This is a genomic window from Pyxidicoccus sp. M6 (assembly GCF_055568925.1).
This window is the reverse complement of the sequence record NZ_CM145714.1, coordinates 3007181-3021639: the sequence shown is the minus strand read 5'-3', so window position 1 is coordinate 3021639 and position 14459 is coordinate 3007181. Positions and strand designations below refer to the sequence as shown.

Sequence of the window (14459 nt, the reverse complement as noted above, 5' to 3'; positions counted from 1 at the left end):
GGCCCGAGCCACCCACCAGGGCCCCGGGGGGACCATGGAGAAGCTGTCCGTCATTTCATCTTCGCCCCTCTTCGAGATGCTCTCCCCCGCGGAGCTCGCCCACCTCGCCGAGCTCGCGCGCGTGCGGCGCCTCAACGCCGGGGAGGTCGTCTTCGAGGAAGGGGATTTGGGCGACAGCCTCTTCGTCATCGTCCAGGGCCAGGTGGAGGTGGTGCGCCGCCAACCCTCCGGCGAGCTGCACCCCCTCATCACCCTGTCCGCCCCCGAGTTCTTCGGGGAGATGGGCCTCATCGACAAGGACTACCGCTCCGCCACCGTGCGCGCGAAGACGGACGCGGACCTGCTCCAGCTCACCGCGCAGGACCTCCGCGCCTTCCGCCAGTCCCACGGCGACGGCTTCACCTTCGTCGTCGTCAACATCGCCCGGAGCCTGTCTGCTCGCTTGCGTGAGGCCAATGCCCGCCTGGCTGGCAAGGCCTGAAAACCCCGTCCGTGGCTGGTTTGACACCCCACCCCCCGGACTCTACGCTTTGATGCCAATGGAAGGGCCGGGAGAGCCGTGAGGCGCATGCGCACCGTGGGAACGCTCGTCGTGGTACTCGCCGCCGGAATGGCGCTGGCGCAGGGCCAGGCCCTGGCGCCGTCCCAACCCGCCGGCACTCCGCCGCCAGCCCCCGCGCCCGCTGCCTTCGAGAAGGCCAGCGACGTCCCGGACGGGGAGAAGCTGGCGCGCAGCACCCAGGCCGTGGCCGTCATGAAAGACGTGCTCCGCCAGGTGCTGGGCAAGGTGGAGGAGGCGCGGCGCACCAAGGACGTGGTGAAGCTCAACTGCGCCAACGAGAAGCTCACCCAGATCAAGGGCCTGCTGCGCATCTCCGAGCAGGCCGAGGTGTCGCTCCAGGAGGCGCTGGCCACCAAGGAAACGGGCACCAGCGACCACGAGTTCACCAAGGTGATGATCGCCCGGCAGAAGGTGACGCAGCTTCGCGCCGAGGCCGAGGAGTGTATCGGCCAGCTCGCCTTCCGCACCGACGAGAACCTCTTCGTGGAGGTGGAGGAGCCGGAGAACCTGCCTGGTGGTGACCCCACCCGGCCGCCTCCTCCGGAGGAAGTCGTCATCCGCCCTCCTCCCGCCAGCCCCATCCGCTGACACGCGGTGTGCCCTCTGGCCCACCAGGCGAGTCACCTCGGTGTCCAACAATGAATTCGGCCCCAGCGTACGCGCGTGCTATGACGCCTCGGGCCGTGAGCACGAAAGGTGGGAGCGGGCCGTTCTTCCATCTGGGAAGTCCTTCTGAGCCATGAAGCAGCCTGGGAAATTCTGGGGGGGATGGGGTGTCCTGGCGCTGCTGGCGCTGGGCGGCACCGCCACGGCCCAGGACTCGGCGGCCACGCCCCCATTGGGCGGCAATGGCATCAAGGTCGGCAGCGGCCGGCTGCACCCGTACTTCGACCTGGAGACGCGCCTGGACAGCGGCGTGGGCTACTTCGCCCCCGTCCCCGGGCAGGATGAGCCGACGCCGTCGGGCCTCTCGACGGACCTGTCCGGTGAGTTCGCCATGCACTTCCGGCCCGGCTTCAAGCTGGAGGTGCCCTCCTCGACGCTCGCGTTCAACCTGGGCGCCAACCTGGACTACGTGCTGTACACGGGGCTGATGACGGCCGAGTCCGGTCGCGCCTCGCACCTGGAGGGCGCGGCGGACCTGCTGGCGCGCCTCAACCCGGACGCGCCGCTGTCGCTGGAGGTCTCGGACCAGTTCGTGCGCTCGGACCGCACGCGCACGGCGGCCATTGGCGCGGGCGTGCTCAGCCTCTTCAACGAGGCCCGCGTGAAGGTGCCGTGGCGGCCCGGCGGCGGCGCGGTGGAGCTCACGCCCAACGCGGCCTACGCGGTGGAGTTCTTCGAGCCGCTCGGCGCCACCAGCCCGGTGGACTGCACCGAGGGCGTGTGCGACCCGCTCACCGCGGACCGGTTCGACTACGGCAACCTGCACTTCGGGCTGGAAGGCCGCTGGCGCTTCCTGCCGAAGACGGCCGTCATCCTCGACACGGGCGTGGACGTGCGCAGCTACTTCAACGACGGCAGCGAGGGCGCCACGGTGGCGCGCGCGCTGGTTGGCGTGGCGGGCCTCGTGTCGCCCAAGGTGGCGGTGACGGCCAAGGCGGGCTGGGGGCAGAACTTCGCGTCCGCGGGCGGGGGCACCTTCCTCGGACAGCTCGAGGGCACGTACCTCTTCAGCCCCACCCTGAGTTTCAAGGCGGGCTTCCTGCGCACGTTGGAGCCGGTGGCGGCCTATGGCCTCCTCACGGACAACCGGGCCTACGGCGAGGCGCGCGCCCTCTTCGGCGGCAAGCTGACGCTGCACGCGGGCGGCGGCGTGGACTTCATCTCCTTCAACGGGGGCCGCAGCGACACGCTCGTCAGCATGGACGTGGGGCCCGAGTACCAGTTCCGCCCGTGGCTCTCCTTCGCGGCCGGCTACATGCTGAGCACGCGGTCGTCCTCGCTGGTGGGCGGCGGTCTCAACTACACGCGCCACGAGGGGTATGCTCGCCTCTCCGTGACGTACTGAGCCGCCGCGGCTCTGGCCGCCCTATCCTGTCCTATGTCTTTGCGCTCCAGCCTCGCCGTGCTGCTCCTCGCGGCGCTTCCCGCGTGCTTCGGCTCTGCTCCCCGTCCCCCGCCTCCCCCGCCCACGCCGGCGGCCGAGGCGGGCGAGGCTCGCGCGGGCGGTGGCACGCTGGGCCCGGGTGACGTGGTGGAGGTTCGCGTCTTCCAGGAGCCCGAGCACTCGGGTACCTGGCGCGTGTCTCCCGAGGGCACCATCGACTACCCGCTGTGCGGCAAGGTGCCGCTGGCCGGAATGACGCCCAGCGGGGCGGCGGACGCGCTGCAGACGTGCCTGGCGCGCTACGTGCGCCGGCCGCAGGTGTCGGTGCTCATCCGCGAGTACAACTCGCAGAAGGTCTTCGTCTTCGGCGAGGTGCAGAAGCCCGGCACCTTCCCGGTGGACGGGGAGATGTCCATCGTCCAGGCGATTACGCTGGCGGGTGGCTTCACCAAGCTGGCGGCGAAGAACAACACGCTGGTGACGCGCGTGGTGGACGGGCAGGAGCGGAAGATTCGCGTGCCCGTCGAGGACATCGGCGTGGGGCGGGAGAAGAACTTCATGCTCCAGCCCGGCGACATCGTCTTCGTGCCGGAGAGCTTCTTCTAGGCGCGCGGCGTCTACGCGCGCGGCTTCCACCCGAGGTCGTCCACGAAGCGCTTTGCCTCGGCCAGCAATTCCGGCGCGAGCGCGGGCGCGGCGGCAATCACGTCACCGCGCAGCACGCTGAAGGGCGCGCCGGTGACGTGGCGGATGACGCCGCCGGCCTCCTCCACCAGCAGCGAGCCCGCGGCGATGTCCCACGGCTTGAGGCCGAACTCGAAGAAGCCGTCGAAGCGGCCCGCCGCGACATAGGCCAGGTCCATGGCGGCGCTGCCGGTGCGGCGCATCCCCTGTGCGCGGAGGATGAAGCGGTTGAAGAGGCCCACCGGCCCCTCGGGCCGCTCGCGCACGTCGTAGGGAAAGCCCGTGCACAACAGCGCCTGGTGCAGGTTGCCGACGTTGCTCGCGCGCAGCGGGCGGCCATTCAGCGTGGCGCCCTCGCCCCGAGCGGCGGAGAAGAGCTCGTCCAGCATCGGGTCATAGACGACGCCGGCGAGGACGCCGTTGGGGCCCTCCACCGCGACGCTGACGCAGAAGTGCGGCACGCGGTGCGCGTAGTTGGTGGTGCCGTCCAGCGGGTCCACCAGCCAGCGCAGGTGGTTGGTGCCCGCGCTGGCGCCGCTCTCCTCGGCGAGGATGGCGTGCGTGGGGTGGCGCTCGCGCAGGAAGGCGAGCAGCGCCTCCTCCGACGCCTTGTCCGCGTCCGTCACCAGGTCGATGCCGCCCTTGTACTCAATCGTCCGCTCGCCCAGGAATCGGTCCTTGAGGATGCGGCCGGCGAGGCGGGCGCCCTCCTCGGCGGTACGGCGCAGGGCGGCGGGCGTGTCCTGGGACATGACGGCTCTCTTCCCCTTCGTCTACGGCGCGGGCTCGGCGAGCAGCGCCTCGATGTGCGACTGGTAGCGCGTGAGGAACTCCTCGGCGAAGCCCTCTTCCATGTGGCGCACCACGCCGCGGCGGTCGATGTAGAAGGTGGTGGGCATGCCCTTCACCTTCAGCGTGCGCTCGGCCACCTGGGCATTCTCGTCCAGGAGGATGGGCAGCCCCACCTTCGTCTCCTGCAGGAAGGGGGCAATGGCGCGGGGGTCCTCGTCCACGCTGAGCGCGTACACCTTCAGCCCCTGGCCCGCGTACTCGCGCGCGAGGTTTTCATAGAAGGGCAGCGCGTCCCGGCACGGCTCGCACCACGTGGCCCACACGTCCAGCAGCACCACGCTGCCCCGGTCGCTGGCGAGGTCATACGGCTCGCCGCCCGGGTAGCGCTTCACCTGGAAGATGAGCGGCGCTCCGGCCTTGGCTGCCGGTGCTGGTGCCGTGCCGTTTCCGGTGGGCGCGGGGCCGGTGAGCGGCGGCATCTGCGACTGCGCGCAGCCCGCGAGCGCGAAGGCGCCCGCGAGCGCGGCGAGAGAAGCGCGTGCGCGCATGTCAGGCCCCCATCCTCGCCTTGAGGGCCGTGAGCAGCTTGTCGATGAAGCCGCCGAAGGCGCCGTTGCTCATGACGAGCAGCACGTCACCGGGCTTCGACTCGCGGGCGACCAGGTCCACCAGCGACTGCACGTCCGTCGAGCCCTCCGCGGCGATGCCCTGGGCCTTGAGGTCCTCGACGAGCTTGCGCACGTCGAGCTCTTCACCGACGGGCACCTTGTCGTGGCGCTCGGGCACCTTGAGGCTGGCGCGGGCCGCGCCGGTGAAGGCGTGGGCGTACTCCTCCTGGTGGATGTTGCGGCGGCTGGTGTTGGAGCGCGGCTCGAAGATGGCCCACAGCCGGCGCTCGGGGTAGCGGTTGTGGACGGCGGCGATGGTCTCCCGCACCGCGGTGGGGTGGTGCGCGAAGTCGTCCACCACCATGATGCCGCCGGGCTCGCCGCGCACCTCCTGCCGGCGCTTCACGCCGCTGAACGTGGAGAGGCCCTTGCGAATCTCCTCGAAGGACAGCCCCAGGCCGCGCGCCGCGGCGATGACGCTCAGCGCGTTCTCCACGTTGTGCAGGCCGCCCATGGGCAGCTCCGCCGTGCCCAGCACCTGCCCACGCTCCACCACCTCGAAGCGCGCGCCCGCAGGGCTGAAGGTCACGTTGCGCGGCGTGTAGTCCGCGTCCGCGCCTTCCTTGGCCACGTACGTCACCACGCGCCCCTGGCAGCCCTCGCGCGCCAACTTCACCGCGTTGGGGTACGCGGCGCAGACGACGAGCTGCCCGTCCTTCGGGATGAGCTTCACGAACTTCGCGAAGGTCGACTCGTAGTGGGGCAAATCACGGAAGATGTCCGCGTGGTCGAACTCCACGCTGGTGAGGATGGCGGTGCGCGGCCGGTAGTGGAGGAACTTGCTGCCCTTGTCCCAGTACGCGGTGTCGTACTCGTCGCCCTCGACGACGAAGTGCGGCCCCTTCCCCACGCGGTAGTTGCCCGCGTAGTTCTGGGTGACGCCGCCCACGAGGAAGGACGGGTCCTTGCCGGCCTCCACCAGCACGTGGGCCATGAGCGAGGACGTCGTCGTCTTGCCGTGCGTGCCGGCCACCACCACCGAGTGCGCGCGCTCCAGGAAGAGCGAGCCCAGCGCGGCGGGGAAGCTCATCTGCTTGAGGCCGCGCTCGCGCACGGCGGTGGCCTCGGGATTCACGCGGCGGATGACGTTGCCGATGATGACGAGGTCCGGCTTCGCCGCGTCCAGGTTCTCCGGGCGGTAGGGCGTGGAGGCGGGGATGCCCCACGTCTTGAGCATGTCGCTCATCGGCGGGTAGACATTCTCGTCGCTGCCGGTGACTTCGTAGCCGGCGGCCTTGAGCATGCCGGCGAACGAGCCCATGCCGGTGCCGGCCACGCCCACCAGGTGGATGCGGCGCACACTGCCGGGCTCGAGGGTTTCGAGGACGTTTCCGTTGTCGTCAGCCATGCGTTCCCTGCTTCAAGTCGGTGAGGCCGAGCGCCTCCACGACGAGGTCGTGGAAGACGGGTCGGAATTCGCGGATGCGGAGCTCGTGGCGGCCGTGGGCCACGCGGTTGGTGACGAGCGCCACCACCAGCGCGCGGCGCAGGTCCACCCAGAGACTGGTACCGGTGAAGCCCAGGTGCCCCACGGCCCCGGGCGGCGTGTCGCCGATGTAGTGCCCCGCACTGGAGCCCACGGCGGACGGCGAGTCGAAGCCCATGGAGCGCGTGCTGCCCTCCACGAGCGCGTCGGTGGCCAGCAGGCGGTACCACAGCGGGCCGGGCGCAAGCACACCGCTGCCCGCGCAGCCCTCCAGCACGGCCTGTCCGAAGCGGGCCACGTCCACCGCGGTGCCGAAGAGGCCCGCGTGTCCGGCCACGCCGTCCATCACCCAGGCGTTGTCGTCGTCCACCTCGCCCGGGCGCGTGGGCCGGGTGGGCACGTCCTTCCACAGGCCTTCCTGACCGGGCGCGGGCTCGCGGGGGCGCGTGGCACCGGTGGGCGCGGGCGTGGCGTCCGCGGGGAAGTCGGTGAGGCGGTGGAAGCGCGCGGACAGGCCGAGCGGCTCGGCGATGTGGCGCGTGAAGAGCGTGTCCAGCGGAGCGCCCGCGACGCGCGAGAGGATTTCGCCGAGGAGGATGAAGCCCACGTCGCTGTACGCGGTGCGCGTGCGAGGCGGCGCGGCGAGCGGCGTGGCGGCGGCGGCCTGGATGACTTCCTCGCGGACTCGGGCGCGCGTGGCGGAGGGGCAGTCCGCGTCGAGCAGCTCCGGGTGCGCGGTGAGCGCCTGGGCGAAGAAGGGCACGAAGGGCGGGAGGCCGGAGCGGTGGTAGAGCAGGTCCGCCACGGTGGCGCCCGCGTCGCCCACGGGCGAGCCGGGGAAGAAGCGGGACACGAGCGTGTCCGGGCCCACCTTCCCTTCCGTCCACAGGCGCAGGAAGAGCGACGTGGTGCCGAGCACCTTGGTGACGGAGGCGAGGTCGAAGCGGGCGTCGCCGGAGACGTTGCCCGTCACGTGGCCGAAGACCTGGGCGCCCCGGTGCAGCACCACGGCCTGCGCCGCGGGGAAGACGCCATTCGCGCAGGCGTCGTCGAGGACGGTCCGCAGAATTGCAATGGGGTGGCGACTGCCGCTCATGCGCGCACGGCTCCTTCGAGGAAGGTGAGGCGCGCGGCATCCGCGTCCAACCGCACCTGGGTGCCCAGGGCGACGGGGTAGTTGATGTCACCGTGGCCGATGGGGAAGCCGGCGGCGCAGGGAAGGCCCGCCTCCTTCGCCAGGTCGCGCAGTACGTCCGCACTGGTGAAGTCCGCGTTCTTCTCCTCGCATCCGTAGAACTCGCCGAGGACGATGCCGCGCACGCGCGAGAAGACGCCCGCGAGCCGTAGGTGCGTCCACATGCGGTCGATACGGTACGGCCGCTCGGTGACGTCCTCCAGGAGGAGCACCGCGCCGTCGAGCGGCGGCATGTACGGCGTGCCGATGAGCCGCGTGAGGACGGAGAGGTTGCCGCCGACGAGGGGCCCCTCCGCCATGCCGGGCACGTAGGTGTCGGTGCCCGTCAGCGGCGGCGGGGCCTCGGGGGACTCGAGGAGGCGGAAGAGGTAGTCGCGAACCTCCGTCGGCTGCCGGCCGAGCTGCGTGAGGACGGGCCCGTGGATGGAGACGCGCCCGAGACGCTGCATGGCGCTGTGGATGGACGTCAGGTCGGAGAAGCCGACGAAGAGGCTCGACGTGGCGTCCGCGAGCGGGAGGTCCGGGAGGAGGCGCGCGCTGCCATAGCCGCCCCGGGCGCAGAAGATGGCGCGGGCGTCGCCGTCCAGCAGCGCGCGCGAGAGCTCCTCGGTGCGCCGGGCGTCGTCACCCGCGAGGTAGCGGTGCGCGGAGGTGATGTCGGGGCGATAGACGGGGCTGTAGCGCTCCGCGATGACAGCGAGACCCACCTCGAAGCCCTGGCGGTCGAAGGGTCCTGCGGGGGCGACGACGTGGACGTTGTCGCGGGGACGGAGCGGGAGGGGCTTGAGCCAACGCACGGGCGCTTTCATAGCACCGGGGCAGTGCGGGGCACTCCGATTCCAGACACGGCTGCTCCAAGCGTTGAGTACCCCCGTCCGTCGGAACGAGGACACTGCGGCCGCTCGGCGTCCCCGCCCCTACCCTGCCGAGCGCTCCATGACGGCGGCGAAGAAGGCGTCCGTCCCATGCCGGTGCGGCGCGACGAAGAGGAAGCCGTCCCGGATGCACGCGGGCGCAAGCCAGCTTCCGCCCGGACGCACGAGGCGGAACTCGGGGCGCGAGGCGAGGAACGTGGTGACGAGGTCCTCGTTCTCCGCGCGGTTCACCGTGCACGTCGCATACACGAGCCGGCCGCCAGGACGCACGAGGTCCCCGGCGTGCTGGAGGATGTCCTGCTGCAGCGGCGGGAAGTGGGTGAGCACGTCCGGGCTGGCGCGGAAGCGCAGGTCGGGGCCGCGGCGCAGCGAGCCCAGCTCCGAGCATGGCGCGTCCACGAGGACGCGGTCGGCGTTGAGTCCTGGCTCGGGAGGCGTACGGAGCACCTGCACATGGGCGAGGCCGGCGCGAGCGCTGCGCTGGAGGAGCCTGTCCAACCGCTCGGGGTCCGGGTCGTAGGCCAGCAGCCGGCCGGAGTCCCTCATCTCCGCTCCCAGCAGCAGCGTCTTGCCCCCCGCGCCGGCACACACGTCCAGCACGGTCTCCCCAGGGCGGGCTTCCACCACGAGCCCGAGGAGCTGGCTGCCCTCGTCCTGGACCTCGAAGAGGCCCTCGCGGAGGGAGGGCAGCGCGTAGAGGTTGGGGCGGGGGCCCTCGACCTGGAGCGCGAGGGGGCTCCACGGGCCGGGACGGGTCGTGACGCCCTCGGCACGCAGGCGGTCCGCGAGGGCGTCGCGCGAGGTGCGCAGCGGGTTGGCGCGGAGGGTGATGGGGCCGGGGACGTTGAGGTGGGCGCAGAAGGCATCGGCCTCGGGGCCGAGCTCGCGGGCGAAGTGGTCGGCGAGCCAGTCCGGCAGGGAGGCCCGGAGGGCGAGCGTGGGGGGCGGGGCGGTATCGAGGGGCGGGCCCTCCCCCACCCCGGCCAGGGTGGCGGCCTCCTTCGAGGCGACGCCCGCGAGACCATGGAGCAGGCCGTAGAGGAGGAAGGGGGGCGTGGCGTCCTCGCGGCCGAGGAGGAAGCCGAGGCGCCGGCGCCAGAGGCCGACGTTGTAGACGGCCTCCTTGAGGGCCTGGCGCTGCTCGCGGGAGAGGTGGCGGTGGTCCCGGAGGGTCCGGTCGAGGACGCGCTCGGCCGGGGAGCCGGCGAGGACCTGGGCGATGGCCTCCGAGGCAATGGAGACCAGGCCGGCGAGCGCGGGCCAGGGCTGGGAGTGAAGCCGGGAGAGCGGATCAAACGGGACTGTTGACACGGCGGGCTCCGTTCTCTACAAAGCGCGTCATCTCGGCAACGCCGTTCCGCCGCGACAGACATATTCCCCGATAGCTCAGCCGGTAGAGCGGGTGACTGTTAATCACTAGGTCCGTGGTTCGAGTCCACGTCGGGGAGCTGAAGCACAGAAGGCCCTGCCAGCAATGGCGGGGCCTTTTTGTTTTCTACATGGGCCTCGTGGCGGACGTCGCGGGGCCCGAGTGCTTCAGGCCCTGAACCCCAACAGATTCGCCTCCCACTCCGCCGGACAGGGCACTCGCCCTCGCCCTGCGGTCCCCTTCCCTACCCTCCACTGAACTGAACGACGCCGGCCCCTGCCGCGTGCGGATGGCGCACGCGTGTGGGGCGTCGTGCGTCCCGAGGTGCCCCATGCGCCGTGCCGACCTCGTTCCGGATTGCGGTGCCTGTGCCGCCCTGTGCTGCGTCGCCACCTCCTTCGAGCGCTCGGAGGACTTCGCCTTCGACAAGCCGGCGGGGGTGGCCTGCCGGTACCTGACGCGAGGTCACCGCTGCGCCATCCACGCCGAGCTCATCTCGCGTGGGTGCCGGGGCTGTGCCGTGTACGACTGCCATGGCGCCGGCCAGCGCGCGACGCGCGCCTTCGCGGCCGCGCCCGCACACCTCCGCCACCAGGCATTCCTCGTCTTGAGGGGCCTTCACGAGCAACTCTGGCTGCTCACGGAAGCGGCGAAGCTCCTCCCGCCGTCGTGCGGCGAGCTGCGTGCGGAGCTCGCTGCGCAAGTCCAGGCGCTCGACACCCTCGCTCAGGACGATATGCCAGCGCTCCTCGAGAGCGAATCGAGCCATCACGAGAAGTGGACGCGCGCGCTTCTATGCCGGGTCGGCGAGGCACTGGGTGGACGCGCCTGGGGCCGCTCCACTGTGAATTGCAATGACTGACTCCTCCTTGGATTTCCCTTCGCCAATGAGTCGTTCAATCACCAGGGCACCAGAAAGCGCCTGCGTCGACACGAGCCACGCGATTCTGTTCGTGCGCACGAATTGAGCGCGGGGCGTCTGGTTATCGCTGGTAGCCGATTGCGATGATTCGGCCTGACGCGTCGCTGCTCACAAACAACTCGCCATGGGGCCCCACACCCAATCCTACTGGACGATGCGGCCAGTCGGCTGAGGTGTCGCCGGTGCCGTTGAGCTCGAAGAACGGCTCGTAGCGAACCGGCAACCCGTTCTCGAACACCACTCGCGCCACTTCGTAGCCCCGGGCGGGCTGTCGATTCCAGGAACCGTGGAAGCTGACGAAGGCGTCGCCGACCACCTCGGGCGGGAAGGACGCGCCGTCGTAGAAGACGATGTCGAGCGGCGCACCGTGAGCGGGCATCGCCAACATCGGAGGCACCACATTGTTGACATCGCGGCACCACGCATCGGAGTGGGTACCATCATTCATGAAGCCCGGATCCGCCCACTGTGTCCCTGGGCCCATTCCCACACCCGCCGGAAGCAGGAACTCACTGAAGCAATAGGGATAGCCGTAGAACCGTCCCGCTTCGGCGAAGAGGTTCAGCTCTTCAGCGGGATTATCGGTGTGAATGTCGCCCCCGAGGTCGGCACGATTGAGATTGTCTCGCTCGTTCTCCACACCCCACAGCCTGCCCTGGCTGTCGAAACGCAGGCCCACTTCGTTCCGCAGGCCATCGGCGAACACCTCGCCGTCCGTGAAAGCCACGTTGCCTGCCTGAACCTGGGCCGCGGTGAAGCGACGAATGCGAGCGCGCGTCGAATCGCTGTCCACGTTCGCGGCTGAACCGACGCTCACGTAGAGGCGGCCTTCGGCGTCGAAGACAATCGTCCGGGTGACATGGCCGCCCGCGACGCCGCCCGAAGGGATGCCGGTCACCACTTCCTCTTGGCCGCTCAGCGCTGCTCGCGTTCCGGTCGCGAACGGCCAACGCAGGACGCGCGTCGCGGAGGAGGCATAGAGATATCCGTTGTGCAGTGTGATGCCATGGTTGAGCCCGCTGACCTCGACCAGCGTCGCCCGTTCGGACGAATCCGAAACGCCGTCACCGTTCGAATCGTAGAGCGCGGTGATTCGGCCCGCGCGGCGCTCGACCACCAGTACGTCTCCGTTCGGAGCGACGATCAACCCTCGCGGATCAGTCACGGTCGCCCAGGTCCATGCACAGTACCCCCCTGGCAACCTCGCATTGGCTACGTTCGCGCTCGAAGGCCCCAGGCAGCTGTTCGTGAGAGAAGTGCCCGCATCGGAAGTCCCAGCATCATCGGAGGTGCCGGCATCAGAGCTCCCGCCGCCGTCGGCCTCACCGGCGTCACTCGTTGGGTTTTGCCCTCCAGCATCGGTCAGACTCCCGGCATCCACTTCGACGCCGGCATCGCTCTCGGTGGAGGGGCGGTCTGAACAAGCCACGAGGGCAGAGGCACAGAGCGCTGCGACGAGCCCAAGTCGTTGGTGAAGCAGCATGGCTCCGCAACGGACGCGCCCGTCCGCGAGCCGCTTCCCGGCGGCCCGGTACGCCCCCACGGTCGCCTCGAACACGCCGAGCCCGAGGGCCGGAATCTTGATGCCGTTGCGGAGAGAGAGGCAGAGGCGTCTTCCAGACATGGGGTTATTGCCTCGAAAGAAAGAGGGATTTGCTGCGACCCGCGTTCCTTGTCGCGCGCGCGAGTGCTTCTGGCCGGGCGAGCGAGCGTCTTGGTGAAACGGAAATACACCGCGAGTCCGCGGAGCACTAGCAACCGGGGCGTTAAGGGCTTTTAAACAATGATTGAAAACGGGGTGCGCCCTGCAAGCAGCATGTAGGCGTGGATAGAAGCCATGTTGAGGGTGAGGGCTGGAAGCGCTCCAATTTCTCCAATGCTTGGGCGCAGCCGCTCCATGCCCGCTACCGGCTCAGCGTCACCTGCTTGTCGAGCCGGGCCATCTTGTGCGGGTTGCGCATGGCATAGATACGGGTAATCCGGCCGCTCTCGACGACGACGCTGACCGCTGTGTCGAAGTCGCCGGCGGCGTCGACCCGGAGCGCGGGCGCGCCGTTGATCCACACGGTCGCAATCCGAGCGCCGGGCGCGAGCGAGGGGAAGCGGGACAGGAATCCGGCCACGCGATCTCCACCGACGATGGGGCGCCGGGCCGCCGCCGCCAGGCCGCCGCCGTCGGCGACCAGCACCACGTCGGGGGCGAGCACGTCGAGCAGGCTTTGCAGGTCGCCGGAGTTGACCGCGGCCAGGAACCGCTCCAGGACGGCCTTCTGCTCCGCCCGGTCGACCTGCATCCGGGGGCGGCGTGCGGCCACGTGCTCCCGCGCCCGGTGGGCGATCTGCCGGACGGCGGCGGGCGTCTTGTCGAGCACCGGGGCGATCTCGTCGTACGGCATGTCGAAGACCTCCCGGAGCACGAACACCGCCCGCTCGGCCGGGGTGAGGGTCTCTAGCACGGTGAGCATCGCGATTGAGACGCTCTCCGCGAGTTCGACGTCCTTGGCGACGTCGGGGCTGGTGAGTAGCGGCTCCGGCAGCCACTCGCCGACGTACTCCTCCTTGCGGCGGGCGAGCGTGCGCAGCCGGTTGAGGGCCTGCCGGGTGACAATCCGGACCAGGTAGACGCGCGGGTCGCGCACCTCGGCCCGACCTGCGTCACCGATGTCCGCCCACCGCAGCCAGGCCTCCTGCACGATGTCCTCGGCGTCGGCCGCGGAGCCGAGCATCTCGTAGGCGACCGTAAAGAGCAGGCTACGGTGGGTGACGAAGGGGTCCTCCAAGCCCAGCGGTTCGTGCGGAGCGAGGGTCGCGTCAGGCGAGGATGTCGAGCAAGCCCCCTCGCCGGCAGGCTCGTCTCCCGGCGACGTCGGGCGCGTCGAGGCCGTCATGACGCGGACGCTCCCTCCAGCCGTGCGCTCGGCTGGGCCATCGGCTTCAGCCCGCACGAGGCGGCGAAGCCCTCCGACTCGATGCCCAGGGCGGTGTTGGAGCGGGTCGTCAGGTTGGCGAACTCGATAACCGTGGTGAGCTCGATGAGCGCTGCGGCACCGAGCTGCTGCCTCAGGCTCGCGACCATCTCGTCGGTCACCGTGGGGGGAGTCTGGCTCATCGCCTCGGCATACCCCAGCACCTCCCGCTCCAGCGGGGTGAACACGTTCGACTCCCGCCACCGCGGAATCTCTCGCGCCTTGTTCACGTCCAACCCACGGTTGTGGGCCATGAAGTAGTTGAAGTCCAGGCACCACGAGCAGCCCACCAGCGACGCCACCGCCATGTGCGCGTACGACTTCAGGCTCTCGTCGCACTGGTCCCACGTTTGTAGCTTCTGCCCGAAGCCCATGCTGGCTTTGAGCACCGGCAGGTGGTGCCACATCACGCCGAGCGACTGGGGGACCTGACCGAACGTCCTGCTGGCGAACTTCTTCACCAACGCGCCGTAGAGCCCGGTGATCTCCTTCGGGGGAATCCTGGTCGAGGTCATGTCTTCTCCTGGTGTGTGTATCGGGTTCCGACGACCTGGAGACACCGCCCGCCAGCGGGATGTGACATCCGGGCCGGAGACCCTCGTCACCCGTGGCTGTGGACGCTCCTCCAGGTGGCCCCCGAGGCGCTGCGCCGGCTGACCGCCGCGGCGATGTACGACCTCGCCCATTACCTGCGGCCCACGCACCGCGCGCAGCTGCGCAGGAACCATCGACGAGGAAAGCGGATGCCAGCCCTACGCCATGCCATCCGGGCACACACGCCGTGAAGTTCGCGGCGAACGAATCGGGCCCGGACTGGCAAGCCCTCCACTTGGCCGCCCGTAACCACTGGATATTGCAGCGCCTTCCACCCTCAGAGAGTTCGGGTTCTCGAGAGAAAAGCCGAGAACGAGTTCGTGGAGCCGACCGTTCGGGGAGCTGAATGGAAGGCC

14 protein-coding genes and 1 tRNA gene are annotated in these 14459 nt (G+C 69.9%); 6 read left to right on the top strand and 9 right to left on the bottom strand.

Features of this window, described 5'->3' with window-relative positions:
- Window positions 1–34: 34 nt before the first annotated feature.
- From ACVTJA_RS12620 to ACVTJA_RS12605, 4 genes are all read left to right on the top strand, one after another.
- Window positions 35–481, top strand: coding sequence for a cyclic nucleotide-binding domain-containing protein (locus ACVTJA_RS12620; RefSeq protein ID WP_465836615.1), 447 nt, complete (start codon window positions 35–37; stop codon window positions 479–481).
- Window positions 482–568: 87 nt separating this feature from the next.
- Entirely contained in the window at window positions 569–1150 is a 582-nt protein-coding gene (locus tag ACVTJA_RS12615; RefSeq protein ID WP_465836614.1) for a hypothetical protein, read from the top strand.
- Window positions 1151–1301: 151 nt separating this feature from the next.
- Window positions 1302–2573 (top strand): hypothetical protein, encoded by a 1272-nt coding sequence (locus ACVTJA_RS12610; RefSeq protein ID WP_465836613.1) that lies wholly within the window; start codon window positions 1302–1304, stop codon window positions 2571–2573.
- Between the two features lie 33 nt (window positions 2574–2606).
- Window positions 2607–3218 (top strand): polysaccharide biosynthesis/export family protein, encoded by a 612-nt coding sequence (locus ACVTJA_RS12605; protein WP_465836612.1) that lies wholly within the window; start codon window positions 2607–2609, stop codon window positions 3216–3218.
- A gap of 11 nt (window positions 3219–3229) precedes the next feature.
- Here the strand turns inward: ACVTJA_RS12605 and ACVTJA_RS12600 are convergent, their stop codons facing one another.
- The 6 genes from ACVTJA_RS12600 to ACVTJA_RS12575 all read right to left on the bottom strand — a co-directional run bounded on the left by ACVTJA_RS12600 (window position 3230) and on the right by ACVTJA_RS12575 (window position 9488).
- Window positions 3230–4048 (bottom strand): inositol monophosphatase family protein, encoded by an 819-nt coding sequence (locus ACVTJA_RS12600; RefSeq protein WP_465836611.1) that lies wholly within the window; start codon window positions 4046–4048, stop codon window positions 3230–3232.
- A gap of 21 nt (window positions 4049–4069) precedes the next feature.
- Window positions 4070–4636 carry a TlpA disulfide reductase family protein gene (locus ACVTJA_RS12595; RefSeq protein WP_465836610.1) on the bottom strand — a complete coding sequence of 189 codons (567 nt, stop codon included), beginning with the start codon at window positions 4634–4636 and terminating at the stop codon, window positions 4070–4072.
- 1 nt (window position 4637) lies between these two features.
- On the bottom strand, window positions 4638–6104 hold the full coding sequence (mpl, locus tag ACVTJA_RS12590; protein ID WP_465836609.1) for a UDP-N-acetylmuramate:L-alanyl-gamma-D-glutamyl-meso-diaminopimelate ligase: 1467 nt from the start codon (window positions 6102–6104) through the stop codon (window positions 4638–4640).
- Window positions 6097–7278 (bottom strand): serine hydrolase domain-containing protein, encoded by a 1182-nt coding sequence (locus ACVTJA_RS12585; protein ID WP_465836608.1) that lies wholly within the window; start codon window positions 7276–7278, stop codon window positions 6097–6099. The genes mpl and ACVTJA_RS12585 overlap by 8 nt, the downstream gene beginning before the upstream one ends.
- Window positions 7275–8186, bottom strand: a complete 912-nt coding sequence (locus ACVTJA_RS12580) for a S66 peptidase family protein (RefSeq protein WP_465836607.1) — start codon at window positions 8184–8186, stop codon at window positions 7275–7277. The genes ACVTJA_RS12585 and ACVTJA_RS12580 overlap by 4 nt, the downstream gene beginning before the upstream one ends.
- Window positions 8187–8294: 108 nt before the next feature.
- The gene (locus ACVTJA_RS12575; protein WP_465840370.1) at window positions 8295–9488 is read right to left on the bottom strand and encodes an RsmB/NOP family class I SAM-dependent RNA methyltransferase; all 1194 of its coding nucleotides are present in this window, start codon (window positions 9486–9488) and stop codon (window positions 8295–8297) included.
- 139 nt (window positions 9489–9627) lie between these two features.
- On the opposite strand from ACVTJA_RS12575, the gene ACVTJA_RS12570 reads away from it, so the two are divergent.
- Both ACVTJA_RS12570 and ACVTJA_RS12565 read left to right on the top strand, forming a co-directional pair.
- Window positions 9628–9700: transfer RNA gene (locus tag ACVTJA_RS12570), tRNA-Asn, on the top strand.
- 252 nt (window positions 9701–9952) lie between these two features.
- Window positions 9953–10483, top strand: a complete 531-nt coding sequence (locus ACVTJA_RS12565; RefSeq protein WP_465836606.1) for a hypothetical protein — start codon at window positions 9953–9955, stop codon at window positions 10481–10483.
- Window positions 10484–10604: 121 nt separating this feature from the next.
- On the opposite strand, the gene ACVTJA_RS12560 is transcribed toward ACVTJA_RS12565, so the two are convergent.
- The 3 genes from ACVTJA_RS12560 to ACVTJA_RS12550 all read right to left on the bottom strand — a co-directional run bounded on the left by ACVTJA_RS12560 (window position 10605) and on the right by ACVTJA_RS12550 (window position 14024).
- Window positions 10605–11708 carry a PQQ-dependent sugar dehydrogenase gene (locus tag ACVTJA_RS12560; protein WP_465836605.1) on the bottom strand — a complete coding sequence of 368 codons (1104 nt, stop codon included), beginning with the start codon at window positions 11706–11708 and terminating at the stop codon, window positions 10605–10607.
- A 739-nt stretch (window positions 11709–12447) separates the two neighbouring features.
- Window positions 12448–13323, bottom strand: coding sequence for an RNA polymerase sigma-70 factor (locus ACVTJA_RS12555; protein ID WP_465836604.1), 876 nt, complete (start codon window positions 13321–13323; stop codon window positions 12448–12450).
- Between the two features lie 104 nt (window positions 13324–13427).
- Window positions 13428–14024, bottom strand: coding sequence for a carboxymuconolactone decarboxylase family protein (locus ACVTJA_RS12550; protein WP_465836603.1), 597 nt, complete (start codon window positions 14022–14024; stop codon window positions 13428–13430).
- Between the last annotated feature and the right edge of the window lie 435 nt (window positions 14025–14459).